Below are 20,201 nucleotides of genomic sequence, written 5' to 3'. Positions count from 1 at the left end.
AATTAGTATTGAAAGAAGATATCCTAAGTCTTCAAGATTTGAGGTCTGATCAAATTTTAGCCATGCTGGATCACGCATCATCCTTGAAAAACCAGTTTAAAACACAAGGTTCGAATCTTAAATACCTAAATGGAAAAATCCTGGGAATGATTTTTCAAAAACCCTCTACACGAACTAGAATAAGTTTTGAAACTGCAATGCTTCAATTAGGTGGGCATGCAATAAATCTGTCTTTTAATGATTTACAGTTATCCCGCGGTGAATCGATACAAGATACATCTAAGACCATATCATTATATGCTGATATTTTGATGGCAAGAGTATATGATCATAAAGATATCGAACAATTATCAGAATATTCTTCCATTCCGGTCATAAATGGATTATCTGATTTATTTCATCCATGTCAGATTCTAGCGGATTTGCTCACCATCCTCGAATATAAAAAAAAATTAAGAGGGATCAATATGGCGTTTATTGGAGATGGCAATAATGTTTGTAATGATTTACTCCTAGGATGTTCAAAATTGGGAATAAATATTCGAGTTTCTACTCCACTAGGTTTTGAACCACCAAATTGGGTAGTGGAAGTAGCAAGAACATCAGCTAGAAAAAATGAATCGGCTTTATTGATAACATCGGATCCTACAGAAGCAGTTGTTGCTGCCGATGTGATAGTTACCGATACTCACATTTCGATAGGAAAGGAAAATGAATTCGACAGTCGAGAAAAAATATTTTTCCCTAAATATCAGGTTAATGATGACTTGGTCAAATATGCAAAAAAAGATTTCATTTTTATGCACTGTTTGCCTGCAAAGAGAGGGAAAGAAGTTACATCTCAGATCATTGATGGCCCCCATTCTGTCATTTGGAGCGAGGCCGAAAATCGTTTACATGTACAAAAAGCCTTATTGATCAAGATCTTGGGAGATTCATCAGTACACAATAGGAACCATTCTTGAATAAAAAGTATCAAATACTTTAAAATATTCTAAATTTTGAAATAATTAAGTATGACAAAGTTTTTGGTGGACAAGGCCGTAAACATTCCTGAAGGTAAACTAAAAAATATTACTGCTGCGGGTAAAGAAATCGTAATAGCTAATGTTAAAGGTGAATACTATGCAATTAATAATATATGTACTCACGCAGGAGCCGAATTACACGAGGGGGTATTAGAAGGCAAAGAACTTATTTGTCCATGGCACGGTGCTAAATGGGATGTACAAACTGGTGATCTTATCTGGTTTCCTCAAAAACTAAAAAACCAACAGTCATACAATGTGCTGATAGAGGGAGATAATGTATTTGTCGAAATATAATATTAGTAAGAGAATAACCGTAACAAAAAAAAGGTAAATATATGTGAAAATTAGTGAGTTTATTTCAACGTTGCCCAATACGGTATTAACCGGGGACAGCGTTGTTATTCCTGATGACTTTATTAGGAAGATGTTCTCGTTTTCAAATTTGAATAAAGATGATATATTTTATCATCTTGGTATTGGTAACAATCCTTCAACATTACAGATTGCCATAGAAGAATTCAAAGTTAAAAAAGCTGTAGGCATAGATATTAACGCCACAGTTATTGATGAAATAAAATCAAAAACTAAAATCAAAAATGTTTATGCCCTTAATGAAAACGTATCTAGTTGTTCCTTGTCCGAGGCGACCGTGATCTTTTCTTGGTTTACAGATGAAAAAATAAATAAGTTATTATCCAAAAAGTTTGAGTCAGAGTTAGATAATGGTGCCAGAATTATTTCAATTTGGTCTCCGCCCGCTCTTTTTCTACCTGACAAAATTGATTTTCCAATATTAGTGTGTCAAAAACCGTTTAAAATTGGAATGGATATTAAAGATCAACTTAGAGCAATCTATAAAAGCGATTGTATTGACTTTACGGCGTCATGGAATTTGGCTGACAGGTACATCAAATCTTTTGGAACGGTCGACGCAAGTCATCACAGATTCCTGAATATCTTACAAAGTCTAATTATATGGTTTAATGCGAGAGATTTGGGAATAGCATGTGAAAATGAAATTCCACCTCCAGTGAAAAGCTATGTAGAAATATTGAAATATTTTTTTAATATAGATTTAACTGATTTTTATTAAGAAAGGTTAACTTATTAACTAAATTTTGAATTAATTTTATTGGATTTGGATGATATTATTTTTTTAATTTTCATAACAATGTAATAAAATAAATTATTAAAATTTTTCTAACAAAAAAATTTTTTATAATTTATGGTCCATATCTTTAATAACAATCTACCCCAAAGATTATAACTATTGGTATTATGAAGCAGAATTAGAAGATGGACTTTACAATTAATGAGGGGCAAAGAAATTTAACAGTTCCCCTATTAGTTGAATCAGCTATTCTGAATGATGAGGGTAAGCTATCATTTACCGGTTCGTTATCGGTAAAGACCGGAAAATTTACTGGTCGTTCGCCTGAGGATAAATATATTGTCAAGGATGAAATTACTGCCAAGTCGGTAGATTGGGGTAAAGTTAACCATCCAATTTCTGAAGAAAACTTTGAAAAAATATTTACTCGTATGACAAAGTATATCCATGATAATAATTTAGCCCAGAAACTCTATACTTTTGATGGATTTGTTGGAGCTGACATCTCTTCCAGGCTATCTATAAGAGTTATTACAGATAGAGCATGGCATAGTCTATTCGCAACTCAAATTTTCATAAACGCATCACAAGAAGAATTGTCACATTTCAAACCTGATTTTACTTTGTTGTCAATCAATGATTTTGCATCTTTCCCAGAGTTAGAAGGAACAAAATCTGAAACTTTCATTATTATTAGTTTCAAGCGAAATTTGGTCCTGATGGGGTCAACATCTTATGCTGGTGAAATAAAGAAATCCATGTTTTCAGTCATGAATTTTCTTTTACCCAAAAAAGGTATATTTCCTATGCATTGTTCGGCAAATTTGGGCAAGGATGATAGGTCGGCCCTATTTTTTGGTTTGTCAGGAACTGGAAAAACAACCCTTTCGGCCGATGAAAATCGACGATTAGTGGGAGACGATGAACATGGCTGGTCTGATAATGGTGTATTTAATTTTGAAGGGGGTTGTTATGCTAAGTGTATTAATCTAAACAAGGACAAAGAACCACAGATTTGGAATGCCATTAAGTTTGGTTCGGTAATGGAGAATGTTGTTATTGATCCTTTTACAAGGGAACCTGATTTTACAGATGGTAGTTTAACAGAAAATACTCGTGTTGTCTATCCTTTGAATTTTATACCTGGAGCCGTTATTCCAAGTGTCTGCGGTCATCCATCCGTGATTATTTTTCTTACTGCAGATGCCTTTGGGGTCCTTCCTCCTATATCTAAATTATCAAAGGAGGGTGCCATGTATCACTTTATGTCGGGATATACTAGTAAATTAGCAGGGACTGAGCGAGGAATCACTGAACCAAAAGAGACGTTTTCTCAATGTTTTGGAGCCCCTTTCATGCCATTAAGAGCTGCAGAATATGCGAAGTTACTAGGAGAGAAGATAACCAAATATAATTCAAAAGTTTATTTGATCAATACCGGCTGGTCGGGCGGTCCTTATGGAATAGGTAAACGAATAGATCTAAAATATACCAGGCAGATGGTATCTGCAACGCTCAAAGGCGCACTAGATGAAGTTCCATATGAGACACACGAAACGTTTAATCTCGATTACCCCACGTCATGCTATGACATTCCTGCTTCCATATTAAATCCTCGAAATACTTGGCATGACAAGAATCAATATGACTTTTCTGCCAAAAGATTGGCTAAATTGTTTATAAATAATTTCAGGAAATTTGAACCCACTTCTGCAGAAATTATTAAGGCGGGTCCGCATTTGAACTAGAATCCATTGTATTGTAATGTGTCTTAAGGGTTTCTTATTTCAATCTAAAGGTAGCCCGGAGCAGATTCGAACTGCTGTCCCCAGGTTTCTTCTCTACCAGATCCAGAGCCTGAGATCCTTAGTCCTCTTGGAGTTTGACCGCTAGATTCGGCACCATTTTTTATGGTTCGACCGGGCTTCACGAGCTACACTTTGTGATATTTGCTTCTATTATTTTATTTTATCTCTAATCTAGTGAAGTACTTGTCAGCAATAGAATTATGTTGTTTATTTCTTTGTATTTATCTCTCTAATTACCGTTCCATAATCGAGATGAACTTTTTTTCTCATATACGGGATCAGTTTATAATGAATTGAATAAATGTTCTTTTCGCGCACTAGGATGCCTTTAACCAATAGTGATACAAACCCTCCTGCAACCTTGGAGGGCAAAATTTCTTTGTTTTCACAAATGCTATCTCTCTTAATGTGATATTCTTGTAAAGTAAAATAGTTTCTGTTAACTTCCAATATTAGCGGCCAGATTACAAATTCCCATACCAAACGACGATTTTCAGTCGAGGACGCATGTTTTCCCTTTTTCCTTTCCTTGTGTTTGTAATTCTCTAATGTCATTTTCTCTGTGTTTCGGTCTTTATTATTGGACTTGATATCATAGTCACATTTAAACATCCGGTTTTATAATTCTACATACATGGTGTTTTCTCATGGGGAAGAGGAAAAAGTTGATGATGTCTCTTCCGCACTAGATGATCTCTCAAAAAAATGGGAGATAGATCCAATTGTTAGAGATGTGCATCTTGGAAAACGCATGGACATTCAAGATTATACTATTAGGATAAACAAGGTTACTTATCATATCCCCTTTTTGTCTAAATCTTCTCTTTTTTTATTATGGGATTGTCTATGGCCTGATTGTCATAATTGCTGTGATAAGCAAGGACGGTTACCCTTAACTTCGAGAGATATTGCCACTATTTCAAAACATTTGGGATATGATTCGCAACCGTCTTTTCTACGAAATGAAACTTATGTAGCAACATGGGATAATGAATCCGCTTCAGATTCAAATTCTCATGTAATAACAACTTTGACTATGCTTAATTTGAAGAGAAGGAAGTCAGAAAATGAGGCTGACAACGGTCACCCTATTTCTTGCAGATTCCTAAATGAATGTGGAGCATGTCAGCTCCATCCCAATAAGCCTGGGGTTTGTTGGTTATATCCCTTTTTTTCATGGAGTCAAAATGAAAAGAACCTAGTATCTGTACATACATCATTTCAACTTACAGGTGATTGTCCAGGTTTTTACCTGAGTAAAAACTTGGATGACATTATGCCAATTTTAGTCAAATATTCTGAAATTATTTATAATTATACTATGAATGTTAACACCACAATTAGAGAAGGGTTTGGAAAAATCGACGTTATTAACTAGAAAGTTAACTACTTCTTACAACAAAAAATAGGTTACTTTGATTTGGCATACCTATTGTTGACATCTTCCCAATTTATCAGATTCCACCAAGCGTTGACATAGTCGGGTCTTTTGTTTTGATATTTGAGGTAATAAGCATGTTCCCAAACATCACATCCTAACAGTGGTATTAGATTTTCTGTCCTGGGACTAGTTTGATTTGGCATGGATTTATAGTCTACTTTGTTGTTTTTTGGGTCAAATACTAGCCATCCCCAACCGCTTCCTTGAATACCTACAGTACTTGTAGTAAACTTTTCCTTAAAGGCTGAAAAACTTCCAAATGAATTATTTATTGCCTCTGCAATAGATCCTTGTGGGTCCCCACCGCCATTCGGTGTCAAATTGTTCCAGAAAATTCGATGATTATCAAATCCACCACCATTAAAGTTTATTGCTGCTCTCACATCATTGGGTACACTCCCTAAGTCACTTAGTATTTCTGTTATATCCTTATTCTGCACATCTTGAGGACATTTTTCAAGAGCTGCGTTTAGATTGTTGGTATATGTTTGATGATGTTTCGTATAATGGATTTCCATAGTTTTTGCATCTATGTGTGGTTCTAATGCATCATAGCCATATGGAAGAGGGGGTAATTCATATTTACTCATTAAACAATTGTGGATACGAAACCTTTTATCCTTTTCCTTTTCTTTATCTGATGTTTTGGCTTGATATCTTGGTAAATATTTTCTTATGGGCTAACTAACGCAATTACTATCTTAGGAGGTGCGGCATCAATCGGAAACATATTTATTTATTCTAAGTAGAATAAAACGATATTATGGTAATCAATAATGATCTCCTTGAACAACGTAAAAAGATTTCAGAGCATCGTCCCAAATTTAAGAGACAAGAAAGCTGGAGATATAAAAGGTTAGCCGTCACCTGGAGAAAACCAAAGGGCGTTGACAATAAGATGAGAAAACAAGTCTCAGGAGTACCCCCATTGGTAAAGATTGGTTACCGTGGCCCCAAAATATCACGGGGATTACATCCTTCTGGTTATGTTGACAGTTTGGTTCACAACGTTAAGGATTTAATGCTCCTGGACAAAACTAAAGATGCAGCCCGCATAGGCCGTACTGTAGGAAACAAGAAGAGACTTGAGATCATTTCAAAAGCAGAGTCAATGGGAATTAAACTAATTAACGGAAAAAAATCTGAATCCGATACATCCAAAGCTTCAACCCCAAAGAAAAATTCATCCAAAGCTTCAACCCCAAAGAAAAATTCATCCAAAGCTTCAACCCCAAAGAAAAATCAAAAGTAGTGATATGAATGGTAGTAAATATACATAAAAAAAGAGAACTAGCATCCCGTATTCTTGGAGTTGGAGTTAATAGGGTAAGATTTGAACCAGACAAATTAGATGACGTAGCCGACTCAATTACACGTGAAAACATAAGATCTTTGATAAGCAATGGGTCCATCTGGACCGCAAAAGTTAGAGGCACTTCAAGAGGCCGAACTAGGTCAAAACTTGCAACTAAGAAAAAACATGGAACTGGCCCAGGATCCAAAAAAGGCAAAAAGACAGCTCGAGTAGGTAAAAAGGAAGTGTATGTTATCAAAGTACGATCGATGAGAAGGCATCTAAAGATATTAAAGGAGAGAAAAGACATAACGAATGAACAATTTTGGGCTCTATACAAAAAAGTAAATGGTGCTCAAGTACGTTCCTTGTCTCATCTTAGAGAACTGGTTAAAATAACAAAAACACACTAATATAGGATTTTAACATCTTATTTTTTTCAATTACGACAATTCTAACATTTTGTCAATCCTTATTGTCATAGTTCTTCAAAACATCTTGAGATTATTTGTTTTAATCGGGGGACGAATTCAAAATTGTCCATTTCCTTCTTATTCATCCAATAATAGTCTGAATGTTCCCAATCTAATACTACATTCCTGGTGTTCGAAACAAAACAGAAGGGTTGGATGATTATCATCAATTCGTTGTGAATTTGAACACCAAATTGATTAAATATTTTTCTTAATATTAACTCATCTTTGTTGATTCGTGTTTCCTCATAGATCTCTATCAATGCCCTAGAGAGTAAATCTTCGTTTTTTTCAAGATACCCACTCACCCCTGCCCATTTTTCTTGCATGGTCTTAACTTTCATACTTCTACGTAAAACCAATACTTCGTTTTGGTTTTTTAAAACCGAGGTTACAACCATCGAAGTTTTTTTATGGCTTTGATCAAAAGGTGGTGTCTCGTCCTTCTTCATTTTGCTTCCTGATTTATTATTTGCAGAATGAGTTAATCTAAGTTTAGGATATTTGATGTGAAATTGGAATTAACTACTAATCTGTTATCTTGCGGTTACAGTTTTTTAGGTCGTTTAATGATTTGTTTTGATTAGTTAATGCTATCAATCCTATTCATCGAGAACGAGAAAAATATTATGAGATCAAATGTACTTTGGTTCTAATACATGCGTTCTTAGGAGTGATAATATTCTATTTTTTTCACTACCCATACCTTTCTTGTCAATATAAATACTGGTTACCTTCTCAATGCTTTTTTCCCACATCTGGTTTAACATTTCATTATTAATGAATCTCAAATTATGTTTACTGGCAATAGATGCAAAGGCAACATTCGAAGACAGAATTAAGTTGTTAAATTTTTGTGGATAATGGTTACCACCCAACCCTATAGCAATTTCTAATTCTTCATTATTCGCTTTTTTGTTTACATTTTGTATAGTTTGTATCAAGCAATCACAAACCATCTTGGCTGTTTCCTTGTTGTTCCATTCTTCTTCAGAGGATCCTATCTCAATAAACAAGATTGGATTGGAGGATGATGTTGGTCCGTGATGAGAAGATTCAATAGTGAGATCGTATTTGGGTAAGCTGTTCTTCATCGAAAACAAATTTTTCATGTACTCCTTTTGAAAACTAGGGTATGCAATACCTATCTCAAATGCTGCCCCACCTAGCGACTTATCTGTTGAAAAATTTCCTGTAAAGTGGGATGTCAATGCAGGTATTTTACTCTTTGATGCGTGTTTAGATAGGAAAATTAATACGTTATTTGGAAATTCAAACTTGTCGATGTTTTTAATGTGAATTAATTCCTCATCTGTTACAACTAAGTTCAGGTTGTTATATTTTTTGCATTTAAGAAATCTAATTCTAGAATCAGAATTTCTTGCATCTTGATTTTTGTCAATCCCGAGTTTGGCGCGATCATCAAGAGAGTCCTCAAACCCTACCTCATTTTTCAAATAATTTAGCATGGTAAAACTGGCAATATCTTTGGAAGAGGTTATGATTGTAAAATTATTTACCAAGGAGAACAAGAGATCTTGATTTAGATTTATTTCTTATTTTTAACTCAGACGCGTCAAATTTGATAGTTGAATCAAATGTTATAAACTTATAAATTCCAAAACAAATACGTTTAATGATTCTATAAATATGCCAAAAAACCTCCACAAAGACGACGATGATTTGGATTTGATAGACCTGAATGATGACAAGTATTCTAATGATAATAATAAATCCGATAAAATTGACACTGACACCGATATTGTTGATAGTCAGCATAAAAAAAAATCAACCAAGGCCAAGTTGATTGGTAATAACAGTACAAAGAGGACAAAGGATGATAATTTAGATGCTAAGGAATTTAAAAATGTAAGTGAGAAGGGATCAAAAGAGCCTGACAATCAAACTGGGGATACTGCTCTCTTGTCAAACGAAGAGGATGATGATTCAAAATTTTTTGTTGTTAGGGTGGCTGGAGGTCAAGAAAGCATGATAGCATCAATGCTGCAGAGTAGATTGCACTCAAAGAAAATAGAGGGTATATATTCGGTTTTATTTTTAGAAAATTTTAAGGGTTACGTAATCGTTGAAGCAGTAGACTCGAATATCGCATATGAGGCTTTGCACGGAATCCGACATATACGTGGACAAATAAGGGGTGAACTTCCATTTAAGGATCTGGAGGGTTATCTCATCAAGAAACCAGTAGTTACCGAACTAATCATCGATGACACAGTAGAGATTATTGCGGGACCGTTCAAATCCATGAAAGCCAAAATTATGAGAGTTGATTATGAAAAGCAGGAAGCCACAGTAGTATTACTTGATTCTCCATATCAAATACCTGTAACTGTTGACGCTAATTATTTAAAAAAGTCTTTATAGAATTATAAGTGGTTTTTACATTAGTCTGTTTGTAATATCTTATGAGTGAAAAAAAAGTTGTGAATGCATTAGTAAGTGGGGGCGAAGCTAGCGCGGGGCCACCTTTAGGACCTGCTCTTGGACCACTTGGAATTAACATTTTACAAGTTGTTAATACTATTAACGAAAAAACTAAAGATTTTCCGGGAATGAAAGTTCCAGTCAAAGTGGAAGTCGATACTGAGACTAAACAATTTACAGTTGAGGTAGGTATACCTCCAACAGCTGCCCTTATTTTTAAGGAATCTGGAATTACCAAAGGGTCTGGAACTGCTGGTACTAATTTTGTAGGGAATATCTCAATGGAAGGTATAGTCAAAATATCAAAAATGAAATTAGATGTCTCATACGCACAAACGATAAAATCTTCTTCAAAGGAAATAATAGGCACCTGTCTAAGTCTGGGTATAAAAGTGGAAGATAAGGTGGCAAATGAGATATATCAAGATATTTCAGCTGGCAAATACGATGCGTTGCTAGCCTAGTTATTTTTATTTTTTTTCAAGTAAATTAATTTTATTTAAGTAAGTTTAAAATATACCAATGACTGCAGTGTAAACTATAATTTTAAGGTGAATGATGGAAATATGTCAATTCAAACAGGATCAGCAGGCGGAATGCCCGTTTTAATATTAAAAGAAGGCGCAAGTGAGACTAAAGGAAGAGAGGCACAGAAAAATAACATAAACGCAGCAAAGACAGTTGCTGAAATAGTACGAACTAGTTTAGGACCTAGAGGCATGGACAAAATGCTTGTAGATTCTTTAGGTGATGTAACTATCACTAACGATGGTGCAACTATATTAAAAGAAATTGATGTTCAACATCCTGCTGCCAAAATGATGGTGGAAATAAGCAAGGCAACAGATAATGAGGTGGGGGACGGTACAACTTCTGTAGTTGTTCTAGCGGGTTCTTTGATTGAAAAAGCAGAGGAGTTGATTACGAAGAATGTTCACCCGACTGTTATTGTAGATGGGTATAGAAAATGTGCTGTCAAGTCAATAGAACTTTTGAACAATATCGCCATTAAGGTAACAAATAACGAGAAGGAGCAATTAGTAAAAATAGCAAAGACATCAATGCAAACTAAATTAGTTTCAAAGGAATCAGATGACCTGGCTAATATTGTTGTAACAGCTGCTCAACAAGTATCCGAGTCTCGAAATGGATCTACAAAAGTCGATTTGGATGATATCAAGGTTGAAAAGAAATCTGGCGGATCCATTAAAGATACAAAATTGATAAAAGGAATTGTTTTAGACAAGGAGGTAGTTCATGGAGGGATGCCCAAAAGGGTAGAAAAAGCTAAGATCGCATTAATCAATTCTGCTTTGGAAATAGAAAAGACAGAATTTGACGCAAAATTAAACATTACGTCACCAGAGCAAATGAAGCGATTCCTTGATGAAGAAAACACCATGTTAAAGACCATGGTTGAAAAATTAACTGGATCTGGTGCTAATGTAGTAATATGTCAAAAAGGATTAGATGACATTGCACAACACTATCTCGCAAAAGCCAATGTTTTGACTGTTAGACGTGTGAAAGAGAGCGACATGACCAAGTTATCCAGAGCAACAGGCGCAAGAGTTATCAACAATCTAGATGACTTGACAAGCAAGGATTTGGGAGCTGCTGATCTCGTTGAAGAAAGGAAGGTTGAAACTGATAAGTGGGTATTCATAGAAGGATGCAAGAATCCAAAAGCTGTAACCATCTTGATCCGTGGTGGATCCCAGAGAGTAGTCGATGAGGCAGACCGTTCTGTTCATGATGCACTTATGGTGACTAAAGATGTCTTGGAAAAACCCTTGATAGTAGCTGGAGGTGGATCACCTGAGGCGTACGTTTCTGGAAAATTGAGAGAATGGACTAATACATTGACTGGTAGAGAACAACTGGCAGCCGAAAAATTCGCTGAAGCACTGGAAATTATCCCCTTAACCCTTGCAGAAAATGCAGGAATGAACCAAATTGATACATTAGCTGAATTGCGATCTAAGCAAAATAAGGGATCAAAATGGGCTGGAATTGATGCACGCAATTCACGAATTGCCGACATGTCTAAACTTGAAATATTTGAGCCGTTATCAGTAAAAGAACAGATTATAAAATCCGCTACTGAAGTGGCATCCATGTTGCTAAGGATTGATGATGTAATTGCTTCAAGTAAATCTGCTGGTGGAGGAGGAATGCCACCAGGCGGAATGGGCGGAATGCCACCAGGCATGGATGGAATGATGTAGAAAGATCTATATCGCCTATTTTTTTAGAAAAATTTATTTAGTTTTTGTTCACGACCGGATCCGACCCAAAAAATATTTTTTTGATTTTAGAATTATATCATCCAATAAAATTATATTTGAATTGGAGGTATTGATTGTCGGGGTAGGTAGGATCGGGGTGCTAGCCGTGCCCCTTGCCGAAAATCGGCTTTATGTCGGGATCAGTAACCGTTAGGTAAATTCGTGAATGGGAGGATACCCGCTCGTTCGACTGGGATGAAATCATGCCGTATCGGATGGCTATGAGCAGCAACTTACATGAAGGTGTAAAATTGACTGTGGATTGTTGAAATGGGTGAGGTCCGGGAGGGAGCAACCCTAAGGCATCGCAGCCGTGCTGTTACGTCTACGTGGTGGATTTGGGAGGATTTGAAATGGGGCCTTTTGTTCATGTTGGTACTAACGGGCTACCCTACTGTTTCTAATTGTGTTTTTTATAAAGCTTTATTATTTAACTAAGTTGAAAACAGGTTAAATATTTTGTTCCATATTTTAAGAATATGGCTCATGATATTTTCGACAGCTATAGGGATGAAAATAATACCGTTGGAATCGATAAGAAAATTGATGTTGAGAACATAACCAGATCAGAGAGCAACATTCCAGATCATTTAGAAAGTGATGTCACACGAACAATAAAGGATTCGATTGAAAGGAACTCACCTCTTAAAATAAAGGATTCTGAAACTTCATTCAAACAAATTCTTGATTTGGCAATGAATGTCGTTAACGAGTTACCAACAATGGTGAATGCAACTGGCAAAACTATTAACAAAATGATAGTGAAGGGCAAAGAAGGTATAGAATCAATAAATAATTTTAAAAATAGTATAAGTTACTCCTATAAAGATAGGTCGGAATAAAAATATCATTAATCTATAATCAAAAATTTGTATGATTGTTATCGGAAGATTATTTACACATGAGGAAATAGTCTGATTATATCTACTTCGGTTAGTCTAGTTTTGCATTATTGAATACACTGTAACATTGCCTCCATTTCATCTTAAATCTCAAGAATATTTCCTTTAACTCCAAGAACATTCTTGAATTTTGTGCTGAATTATGCTTTGTTGCATAATTCCTTATTCTCCGGTTATCATCATGATCATCATGTTATATTCTTCTAAAAATGTTATACAATGATACTTTTATCATGATCTCCTTTACCATGTTTTGAAACCTGTTTGCTGATGTGTATTCACCAAACATTCTCTTTATAGCTGAGAACACAGTTTCAGATATCCATCTCTGTCCGTATTTTCTTTTTGTCTTCCATTTCAACAGATCCTTTGCTTGTAACTTTACTTCGTTGTTCCTTAACCTATTGTTTTTAGGAGAAACAATAGAGTTCCTTCTTACCTTTATACCTGGATTGATCTTTTTGTCCTCAAGATACACAAAGTTTGGATTTGAATCATAGGCTCCATCAGCTAGTACCGATTTTATCTTTACAGTGTTTGGTTCTCTCGAATCCAAAACATGATTGACTAGTTTCTTTAGCATTTTCCCATCATGTACCTTCTCATCTGTCACTTCCAAAGCAATGATTTTCCTGGTCTTTATGTCTACAGCAACGTGGATCTTGAGATATCCTTTTCTATTTTGTGTATTCCATTTCTCATCCATCCACTGACCTCTGTTAGTAATCTTGATACCTGTACTGTCTATTGATATTATTAGGTCATCATCGTCATCCATCTTGTCTCTTTTAATATCGATGTTTAGCTTGTTGATTCGTTTACAGATGTGACCATAACTTGGTGGATTAGCAGGTAACCTTTTTCCTGTGGCCTTAATTATACCTTGGGTTTGTCTGTATGGTAGGTGAAATAAATAGCGAATGTAACCAATGGCCAAGATGAAAGAATCTGGAAATACAAATGGTTTACCCTTTTTGTTTATATTCATATTCTCTATCTCTGAACCCCAACCATCAAGGAAATCATACGAGAAGAGGATCTCACCGCGTTGAACTAATGAGCGATTGTAAGAGGGCCAGTCTATCACAAATAATCAATCTGTTCATTCCAGCTAAATATGTTGAGTTAGGCGACAAAGCACTGAATTAAGGATTATGATGAAAAATTCACTTTTTTCTCAGTTTTTCATATCCAAGTAAACATATCTATTTATTAAAAAAAATTCATCATAAGAAATCTAAGATACTATTAGGTGAAATTGTTATAAATATTATCCATCTATTTTTTTTGATTTTTATGACTCTTCCAGGTGGTGAAATTTCAAAAAGAGAACTACATTTTATCTGGATTGTAGATTGCTCGGGATCTATGAGAGATGATGGAAAGATCCAGGCCTTGAATTATGCTATCAAAGAGGCAATTCCTCATATGCAAAGAGAATCTGAAAATAATATCCAAGCAAATCTGTTAATAAGTGCATTAAAGTTTTCCACAGGTGCACAATGGATTATTGCCCCTACAAGGGTAAATGAATTCAAATGGACTGATATAGAGGCGAAGGGTGAAACTGATTTGGGACAAGCTTTCCTTTTACTATCTGAAATCTTGCGCATACCTCCAATGACTGAAAGGGGGTTACCACCAGTATTGGTATTGCTCTCTGATGGACAACCCACTGATAATTTTAAAGATGGTTTGGAAAAATTGTTGTCAGAACCATGGGGTCGAAAGGCAATTCGAGTATCTATTGCAATCGGTGAGGACGCAAACATGGATGTTCTTCAAAGGTTTATTGGAGACAATGAAAGACAACCGCTATTGGCGCGAAACCCCGAATCGCTCACAAAATATATAAAATGGGTATCAACAGTCGTGCAAACAGCTTCAGCTAGACCCAAAAGCCAACAAAAATACTATGACGGATCTATTTCTAATGTTGACATACCTAAACCTCCTGAAATAATATCGGGAGCTACCGATGTGTGGTAAATAATTTTGATTCCAAAGGCTAAACAAATGAACACCACGCACGAGTTTCAAGCGGGTGAGCCAGTCCACATAAACAGCCTAAACATAGTTTGCAATATTGAAAAAGAATTGGGTTCAGGTACCCAAGGTAAGGTATATTCATTAATCAGTCCAGATAATACTCAACTTGTTCTAAAGTGGTATTTTCCTTCCATGGCTACTAAAGAGCAATATGATATTCTCAAATCTCTAATTCAAAAAGATTCTCCAAGTAATCGGTTTCTTTGGCCTTTGGCACTAGTTAAAACTCCAAATAAAGAAGGATTTGGATACGCAATGGTCATGAAGGAATCGAGATTTAAAAGTTTTAGTTTATGGCTATCTAGGAAAATTGATCCTTCCTTTAAAGTGTTGCTGACCGCCTGCTTTGAATTGGTACAAAGTTTTCATCTATTGCATTCAAAGGGCCTTTGTTATCAGGATTTATCCCTAAATAATATTTATTTTGACCCTGAAAATGGGGAAATACGCATAGGAGATACAGATAATATTGTAGTAAATGGTCAAGATAAAGGTAACGTAATAGGGACCCCTAAATTCATGGCCCCAGAAATAATAGTTGGAAAAGCGTTACCAAATACCCAAACAGATTTATACTCGTTAGCAATAATATTATTTTATATTTTGTTTCTAAACCATCCATTGGAAGGCAAGATCGAAAGTTCCATCAAAAGTCTTGACCTACCTTCCATGTCTAAACTATACGGTTTCGAACCGATTTTCATATTTGATCCTAGCAATGATTCCAATTATCCTGATCCAGCTTTTCATGAGAATGCCATAATATTTTGGAGTATTTATCCCGATTTTATTAAAAGAATTTTCATAAGGGCTTTTACCAATGGTATTACGGACCCGATGCATGGAAGGGTCAGAGAAACTGAATGGCAAATTGCTTTGCTCGCGTTACGCGATTCTCTATATTATTGTAAACGTTGTGGTTCTGAGAATTTCCTTGCTACTGATTCCTTTGTACTTGAAAAATTAAAGATCCCCGTAGACCTGGGTGGAGTTAATCCTGACAATAATGTTTGGAAACAAAGCAATATGGCCAAGGGGGTACAAAGCAATCCTCTTTGTTGGAATCCAAAATGTAAAACTATGAATACTCACATTTTGAATATTCGAATTGATGATCGATTGTTTGTTGCTTTAAATCATGACACCAAATTATTCCTTCATCACATAGATCCGGACCGCAAATACGATTTCTCTAATCCTATAGCAGAAGTTTCTAGGCATCCAACTGATCCCGGGGTCTGGGGATTGAAGAATCTTTCTGCATGTACTTGGAAAGTTGGCAAGGCTAATGGTGATGTAATTGAGGTTTATTCAAAGCAAAGTTTCTCCTTAGTGCCAGGTACTCAAATAGACTTTGGCACCTCTAAGGGTGTGGTTTGCTACTAGGGACATAATGGACTCATGATTGAAATTAATACCACACAAATCTTTGATAAATGTATAACATCAAATTCAAAAAAGTGGTTAGTGTACAGCAAAAGTGTAGAGGGCGCATCACATTCACGAACTGGTTTTTCCAATCAAGATTCAATTAGGTGGAAACAATCTCATACGTCTAACACTGTAGTCATGTCAGTTGCAGATGGTCATGGAAGTGATATACATTTTAGAAGCAAAGTCGGTTCACAATTTGCAGTCAAAATTGCGGTAGAAACTTTATTTGACCTATTTCATAATCAACCAATTGAAATCGATAATGTTTTTCAGGTAAGGGATATTATTAGATACTCCGCGCCTCGTCTATTAGTACATAATTGGATGGATCGAGTGCAATATCATGTGCAAAAACATCCTTTTTCAAACAGCGAGATTGACCTCATATTGAAAAAGAAAGGTCCCCTCATATTAGAAAAAATAGTTAACAATCCAAAGATCGCTTATGGATCCACATTATTGACTGCAGTCATAACAAAAAATTATTTCATATTTTTTCAACTGGGTGATGGTAATATATTGATTGTTGACAATGACCAGAACGTAAGATGTATGTTTTCCAATAAGAACAGTGACTCTGATGACAACTCATCAATCGAATCAATTATTCATACCGAATCACTTTGCATGGACAATAGTTGGCTAGAATTCAAAACTGGAATATTTGACTTTCAGGCCTTAAAACCGAAGTTGATTTTGTTATCTACCGATGGATATTGCAATTCCTTTAGCAGTGAATCTGGCTTTCTTAAAATCGGACTTGATTATTTAGCACTTTTGGAGAAATTCGGGTTTTCGTACTTGAGTAAGAATCTTTGCAACATATTAAAACAAACCTCTCTCGAAGGGAGTGGTGATGATATAACTCTTGGTTTGATTTATCAGATGTAGATTAATGCCTGCTCAAGATTGATAAAAAACCAAAGATTTGTTTTTTTATTAGCTAAAGTTGCTTTTCATTGCTTTACCTAGCTCTGTTTTAAAATTGTCTACCTTTTGATCCACTCCATTCAAACCATCAGACTCTATGCCATTACTCTGTGAATTTCCAGTATTAGAGTGTGCCTCTGATTTATTTACATTTTGCAAAAGGGACTGGTTTTCACTATTTATCTGGAGATTCAATTCTTTTTCTATATTATTCGTGAATTCTGAAATTGATTCTTTATCGGAGGAAATACCCGGTGATTCTAAACCCTGATTTGTTAGAGCGTTATTATTAGTGGAAACATAACCATTTAACTCGGATTTGTCCTCTAAAAGATTTACTTTAAGGTCAATATTTGTTCCGAAAATTATATACGTAACTACACCTATTGTCAAGAGTACTGCAGCTAATGCTAATCCTAGAAAGTATAACTTGTTAGAATTTTTCAAGCCATTGTTCAAGTTTGATACTTGACCTATGGCTTGACCAGATCTTGCATTGTTGCTAGAGTTAAATAATAACTCTTTGGTATTGTTCCTTCTCTTGATTATGAATTCATCCTGGGGATCTATTCTTAGTGCTTTATCATAGCATTCTAATGCTTCTACAAATTTACCTTGGTTATGAAGAGACAACCCCTTATTAGATAAAACATTAGAATTCTGGGGATCTATTCTTAGTGCTTTATCATAGCATTCTAATGCTTCTACAAATTTACCTTGGTTATGGAACATTATTCCATTTTCATATAACTGTTTTAGATTGGCTGTGTTTACCATTACTAAATTGGAGATTGGATTACACTGCAAAACTTCCCCTTGTTGGATGCCCTCATCCATATTCGCAATATGATTGCCGAGGATCAAATATCTTTCTGATCTATTACCATTTGCCAAATCATTAAACTCTTCTTCTGTCATCAGATCAAATCCAATAGACCAAGCAATAGTCGCCCATGCAGCAGATTTTTCATCCAATCCATAATCTGAGGATAATCTGGTGATCACGTTGTAAATCTTGTTTTCAGTATCCTTATCAAAGATATTACACTCTCGAAACTCAGTTATTCTAGCCCTAAGGGCGACAGTAAGCAAAAATATTTCCCTCTTATTTTCAGAGCCGTATATATCTTTGAGTAGGCCTTCAAACCTCACTGGCTCGCTTAAAAGATCTGTGTAATCTGCGACGATCTTCTTTAGCAGTTTACCCATAACTGTGACAGAAGCATAGCCATCAAACATGTTCTTCAGTTTTAACCCCCGTTCCCAGATGATTGCTAAATACCCTTATAGTATTTGTAAAATAATGTTCTAACACCCTTTTCTAAGACTTTGATGAGATCTGTTAATTTCTTTGAATGTATGAAAGCTTGACTTGACATAAGTAAAGTTCTATCTATTTACTAATATCGATTTAAATCAATTTTTAAAAAAATTATTCAGTGGTTATAGTCATAATGGAATTATAGAGAAAATAATGCAGTAATTATTCTTTACAAAAATTCTGTATTATATTGTTATTAACCATTATCTTCTTTTGGTTGCATCAATTGCTAAAAAGTTTGAGAAGGACTAAATCATTCTAAATCAGAATCGATCACTTTTAAGGATAGTATAGATTAAAACAGTCGTTACACACTATCTCTCTGTATTTAGAGTACTTTGGATTCTTGTTTACCTTAGTGTTAATCACTGTAAGTTCCCTTTTACAAACAATACAGGACTTTGATGTTCTGCTTTGTGATACCATGGAGTGGTTCATTATTTGATATTATGATGGTGATATTTAAGTTATCTAGGCTTTGTTAATACCGCTGATTCAAATTAACACTTTCATACTATTTCTAATTTGGTGTCACTTAAGAATATTGTATCAAATTCTTTGACACTTGCCTTAACACTAATAACTCCTTTCATAAAATCATCGATCAATCCAAATCCACAAATCAGGCCATTATCAATTTTATTTCCAAATCCCACAAAACGGTTTTTTAGAAATTCGCTATCGGGAATGTAAAATATTTTTTCATTCATTACATCTAGGGACTCGTAGCCCATTTGGCATCTTATTTCTGAAAAAAATCTATTTCTGTAGTAAATATGATTGATTCTAGAAAGATCTAATTTCACGAGTATGATCTTATCCTTTGTCAAATATTTACAAAAAGTCTTTATTCTTTTAGCATATCTTTCCGCTAGAGATCTATTATTTACAGCTCCTTGCCTTTCTCCATACATGAAATTCATTTTCAGGTTTCTTGGGAGATGGTGAAAAAATTCCATTAGATTTCTGTCCATATTTGCGCCGCCAAGATATATTATACAATCAGGCTGTATTTTTTTTATCAGATCGATCTTGTGTACCAGTCCGTTCCCTTTTATATATCCGTCAGTATTTATAATCGACAAATCATGCTTTAATGAAGTATCCAACTGCTGGCTAATGCTTGAAATAATTTTAGATTCATACCCAACGGGTTGAATGCTGCCTATAAAATTGGTAAAATTTGTTCTTACTTTCCATAGATCTACTTCCGGGAAATTCATTACTGCTGCTCCCAAGCAAGTGGGTGGAGCCAAATCGCCTTGACCCACGTCTGCATCTATTATCAATGGTCTTAAACCATGGCCTAAAAACACATTTGCCATATACAATGAAAGGGTTGATTTACCTGAATTGGAGGGTCCAATTATTATGATTCTCTTTTTTTCTTGCCTCAAAACGTTTTTCACAAGGCCTTTCCAAATTGAGATTCCAAATTTCTTGTTATACCTAATTGTTTCATGGTAATGATATTTCAAACTCCTTCCCCTAATTATCGATAAGGTAGAATTGATATTTTTTTCAACTGGAATGATTCTACTGCTTTCCCATCCGATGCATTCATTCTTGCATTTGACCCCTAATATGTTACATTCTCCCTTAATCTCAAGTAGTACTGGACCCTTTATCAGTACTGTTTTCAATATACCTTTTGTTATTTACACGCCATTCTAT

At 35.1% G+C, this 20,201-nt stretch carries 21 protein-coding genes and 1 tRNA gene; 14 read left to right on the top strand and 8 right to left on the bottom strand.

Annotation, left to right across the window (positions count from 1 at the left end; translation table 11 throughout):
* Window positions 1-8 precede the first annotated feature (8 nt).
* From argF to pckA, 4 genes are all read left to right on the top strand, one after another.
* Window positions 9-965, top strand: coding sequence for an ornithine carbamoyltransferase (argF, locus tag NMY3_RS14675; RefSeq protein ID WP_196816556.1), 957 nt, complete (start codon window positions 9-11; stop codon window positions 963-965).
* 51 nt (window positions 966-1,016) lie between these two features.
* The gene (locus NMY3_RS14670) at window positions 1,017-1,325 is read left to right on the top strand and encodes a Rieske (2Fe-2S) protein (RefSeq protein WP_196816555.1); all 309 of its coding nucleotides are present in this window, start codon (window positions 1,017-1,019) and stop codon (window positions 1,323-1,325) included.
* Between the two features lie 43 nt (window positions 1,326-1,368).
* Window positions 1,369-2,124 (top strand): hypothetical protein, encoded by a 756-nt coding sequence (locus tag NMY3_RS14665; protein WP_196816554.1) that lies wholly within the window; start codon window positions 1,369-1,371, stop codon window positions 2,122-2,124.
* A 203-nt stretch (window positions 2,125-2,327) separates the two neighbouring features.
* Entirely contained in the window at window positions 2,328-3,890 is a 1,563-nt protein-coding gene (gene pckA / locus NMY3_RS14660; RefSeq protein ID WP_196816553.1) for a phosphoenolpyruvate carboxykinase (ATP), read from the top strand.
* 51 nt (window positions 3,891-3,941) lie between these two features.
* On the opposite strand, the gene NMY3_RS14655 is transcribed toward pckA, so the two are convergent.
* Window positions 3,942-4,068 (bottom strand) — tRNA-Gln (locus NMY3_RS14655).
* Between the two features lie 89 nt (window positions 4,069-4,157).
* Window positions 4,158-4,505, bottom strand: a complete 348-nt coding sequence (locus NMY3_RS14650) for a hypothetical protein (protein WP_196818600.1) — start codon at window positions 4,503-4,505, stop codon at window positions 4,158-4,160.
* 79 nt (window positions 4,506-4,584) lie between these two features.
* Here NMY3_RS14650 and NMY3_RS14645 point away from each other — a divergent pair, with 79 nt between their 5' ends.
* Window positions 4,585-5,328, top strand: coding sequence for a YkgJ family cysteine cluster protein (locus NMY3_RS14645; protein WP_196816552.1), 744 nt, complete (start codon window positions 4,585-4,587; stop codon window positions 5,326-5,328).
* Between the two features lie 32 nt (window positions 5,329-5,360).
* On the opposite strand, the gene NMY3_RS14640 is transcribed toward NMY3_RS14645, so the two are convergent.
* Window positions 5,361-5,981: a superoxide dismutase gene (locus tag NMY3_RS14640; RefSeq protein WP_196816551.1), complete on the bottom strand. Its 621-nt coding sequence runs from the start codon at window positions 5,979-5,981 to the stop codon at window positions 5,361-5,363.
* Window positions 5,982-6,154: 173 nt separating this feature from the next.
* On the opposite strand from NMY3_RS14640, the gene NMY3_RS14635 reads away from it, so the two are divergent.
* Together NMY3_RS14635 and NMY3_RS14630 are read left to right on the top strand one after the other, a co-directional pair.
* Window positions 6,155-6,643: a 50S ribosomal protein L32e gene (locus tag NMY3_RS14635; RefSeq protein ID WP_196816550.1), complete on the top strand. Its 489-nt coding sequence runs from the start codon at window positions 6,155-6,157 to the stop codon at window positions 6,641-6,643.
* Between the two features lie 8 nt (window positions 6,644-6,651).
* Complete coding sequence (locus NMY3_RS14630; RefSeq protein ID WP_196816549.1) at window positions 6,652-7,098, top strand: 50S ribosomal protein L19e; 447 nt, start codon at window positions 6,652-6,654, stop codon at window positions 7,096-7,098.
* 65 nt (window positions 7,099-7,163) lie between these two features.
* On the opposite strand, the gene NMY3_RS14625 is transcribed toward NMY3_RS14630, so the two are convergent.
* Together NMY3_RS14625 and NMY3_RS14620 are read right to left on the bottom strand one after the other, a co-directional pair.
* Window positions 7,164-7,610 carry an NUDIX domain-containing protein gene (locus NMY3_RS14625; protein ID WP_196816548.1) on the bottom strand — a complete coding sequence of 149 codons (447 nt, stop codon included), beginning with the start codon at window positions 7,608-7,610 and terminating at the stop codon, window positions 7,164-7,166.
* Window positions 7,611-7,793: 183 nt separating this feature from the next.
* Window positions 7,794-8,681 carry a D-aminoacyl-tRNA deacylase gene (locus NMY3_RS14620; RefSeq protein WP_196816547.1) on the bottom strand — a complete coding sequence of 296 codons (888 nt, stop codon included), beginning with the start codon at window positions 8,679-8,681 and terminating at the stop codon, window positions 7,794-7,796.
* Between the two features lie 127 nt (window positions 8,682-8,808).
* Between NMY3_RS14620 and NMY3_RS14615 the strand changes: the two genes are divergently transcribed.
* From NMY3_RS14615 to NMY3_RS14595, 4 genes are all read left to right on the top strand, one after another.
* Window positions 8,809-9,543, top strand: coding sequence for a transcription elongation factor Spt5 (locus NMY3_RS14615; RefSeq protein ID WP_196816546.1), 735 nt, complete (start codon window positions 8,809-8,811; stop codon window positions 9,541-9,543).
* A 41-nt stretch (window positions 9,544-9,584) separates the two neighbouring features.
* On the top strand, window positions 9,585-10,067 hold the full coding sequence (locus NMY3_RS14610; protein WP_196816545.1) for a 50S ribosomal protein L11: 483 nt from the start codon (window positions 9,585-9,587) through the stop codon (window positions 10,065-10,067).
* 102 nt (window positions 10,068-10,169) lie between these two features.
* The gene (gene thsB, locus NMY3_RS14605; RefSeq protein ID WP_196816544.1) at window positions 10,170-11,831 is read left to right on the top strand and encodes a thermosome subunit beta; all 1,662 of its coding nucleotides are present in this window, start codon (window positions 10,170-10,172) and stop codon (window positions 11,829-11,831) included.
* 539 nt (window positions 11,832-12,370) lie between these two features.
* Window positions 12,371-12,733: a hypothetical protein gene (locus tag NMY3_RS14595; RefSeq protein ID WP_196816543.1), complete on the top strand. Its 363-nt coding sequence runs from the start codon at window positions 12,371-12,373 to the stop codon at window positions 12,731-12,733.
* Between the two features lie 253 nt (window positions 12,734-12,986).
* On the opposite strand, the gene NMY3_RS14590 is transcribed toward NMY3_RS14595, so the two are convergent.
* Window positions 12,987-13,880 carry an IS5-like element ISThar1 family transposase gene (locus NMY3_RS14590; protein ID WP_196815659.1) on the bottom strand — a complete coding sequence of 298 codons (894 nt, stop codon included), beginning with the start codon at window positions 13,878-13,880 and terminating at the stop codon, window positions 12,987-12,989.
* A gap of 209 nt (window positions 13,881-14,089) precedes the next feature.
* Here NMY3_RS14590 and NMY3_RS14585 point away from each other — a divergent pair, with 209 nt between their 5' ends.
* Genes NMY3_RS14585 through NMY3_RS14575 form a run of 3 tightly spaced genes read left to right on the top strand, consistent with a single transcriptional unit; the run spans window position 14,090 to window position 17,167 of the window.
* Complete coding sequence (locus NMY3_RS14585; RefSeq protein WP_231100113.1) at window positions 14,090-14,782, top strand: vWA domain-containing protein; 693 nt, start codon at window positions 14,090-14,092, stop codon at window positions 14,780-14,782.
* A gap of 6 nt (window positions 14,783-14,788) precedes the next feature.
* Window positions 14,789-16,228 (top strand): serine/threonine protein kinase, encoded by a 1,440-nt coding sequence (locus NMY3_RS14580; protein ID WP_196816541.1) that lies wholly within the window; start codon window positions 14,789-14,791, stop codon window positions 16,226-16,228.
* Between the two features lie 15 nt (window positions 16,229-16,243).
* Complete coding sequence (locus NMY3_RS14575; RefSeq protein ID WP_196816540.1) at window positions 16,244-17,167, top strand: PP2C family serine/threonine-protein phosphatase; 924 nt, start codon at window positions 16,244-16,246, stop codon at window positions 17,165-17,167.
* Window positions 17,168-17,215: 48 nt separating this feature from the next.
* On the opposite strand, the gene NMY3_RS14570 is transcribed toward NMY3_RS14575, so the two are convergent.
* Complete coding sequence (locus tag NMY3_RS14570; RefSeq protein WP_196816539.1) at window positions 17,216-18,445, bottom strand: tetratricopeptide repeat protein; 1,230 nt, start codon at window positions 18,443-18,445, stop codon at window positions 17,216-17,218.
* 591 nt (window positions 18,446-19,036) lie between these two features.
* On the bottom strand, window positions 19,037-20,170 hold the full coding sequence (locus NMY3_RS14565) for a Clp1/GlmU family protein (protein ID WP_196816538.1): 1,134 nt from the start codon (window positions 20,168-20,170) through the stop codon (window positions 19,037-19,039).
* Window positions 20,171-20,201: the final 31 nt, after the last annotated feature.

The sequence above is a fragment of the Candidatus Nitrosocosmicus oleophilus genome (assembly GCF_000802205.1).
Lineage (GTDB): Archaea > Thermoproteota > Nitrososphaeria > Nitrososphaerales > Nitrososphaeraceae > Nitrosocosmicus > Nitrosocosmicus oleophilus.
The sequence above is the reverse complement of the archived record's forward strand: the minus strand, read 5'-3'. Positions and strand labels throughout refer to the sequence as shown.

Bases quoted from the DNA above. Each gene is read 5' to 3' on its own strand.
- NMY3_RS14670 (WP_196816555.1), top strand. From the start codon at position 1,017: ATGACAAAGTTTTTGGTGGACAAGGCCGTAAACATTCCTGAAGGTAAA.
- pckA (WP_196816553.1), top strand. From the start codon at position 2,328: ATGGACTTTACAATTAATGAGGGGCAAAGAAATTTAACAGTTCCCCTA.
- NMY3_RS14650 (WP_196818600.1), bottom strand. From the start codon at position 4,505: ATGACATTAGAGAATTACAAACACAAGGAAAGGAAAAAGGGAAAACAT.
- NMY3_RS14645 (WP_196816552.1), top strand. From the start codon at position 4,585: ATGGTGTTTTCTCATGGGGAAGAGGAAAAAGTTGATGATGTCTCTTCC.
- NMY3_RS14640 (WP_196816551.1), bottom strand. From the start codon at position 5,981: ATGAGTAAATATGAATTACCCCCTCTTCCATATGGCTATGATGCATTA.
- NMY3_RS14635 (WP_196816550.1), top strand. From the start codon at position 6,155: ATGGTAATCAATAATGATCTCCTTGAACAACGTAAAAAGATTTCAGAG.
- NMY3_RS14630 (WP_196816549.1), top strand. From the start codon at position 6,652: ATGGTAGTAAATATACATAAAAAAAGAGAACTAGCATCCCGTATTCTT.
- NMY3_RS14625 (WP_196816548.1), bottom strand. From the start codon at position 7,610: ATGAAGAAGGACGAGACACCACCTTTTGATCAAAGCCATAAAAAAACT.
- NMY3_RS14615 (WP_196816546.1), top strand. From the start codon at position 8,809: ATGCCAAAAAACCTCCACAAAGACGACGATGATTTGGATTTGATAGAC.
- NMY3_RS14610 (WP_196816545.1), top strand. From the start codon at position 9,585: ATGAGTGAAAAAAAAGTTGTGAATGCATTAGTAAGTGGGGGCGAAGCT.
- thsB (WP_196816544.1), top strand. From the start codon at position 10,170: ATGTCAATTCAAACAGGATCAGCAGGCGGAATGCCCGTTTTAATATTA.
- NMY3_RS14595 (WP_196816543.1), top strand. From the start codon at position 12,371: ATGGCTCATGATATTTTCGACAGCTATAGGGATGAAAATAATACCGTT.
- NMY3_RS14585 (WP_231100113.1), top strand. From the start codon at position 14,090: ATGACTCTTCCAGGTGGTGAAATTTCAAAAAGAGAACTACATTTTATC.
- NMY3_RS14575 (WP_196816540.1), top strand. From the start codon at position 16,244: ATGATTGAAATTAATACCACACAAATCTTTGATAAATGTATAACATCA.
- NMY3_RS14570 (WP_196816539.1), bottom strand. From the start codon at position 18,445: ATGTTTGATGGCTATGCTTCTGTCACAGTTATGGGTAAACTGCTAAAG.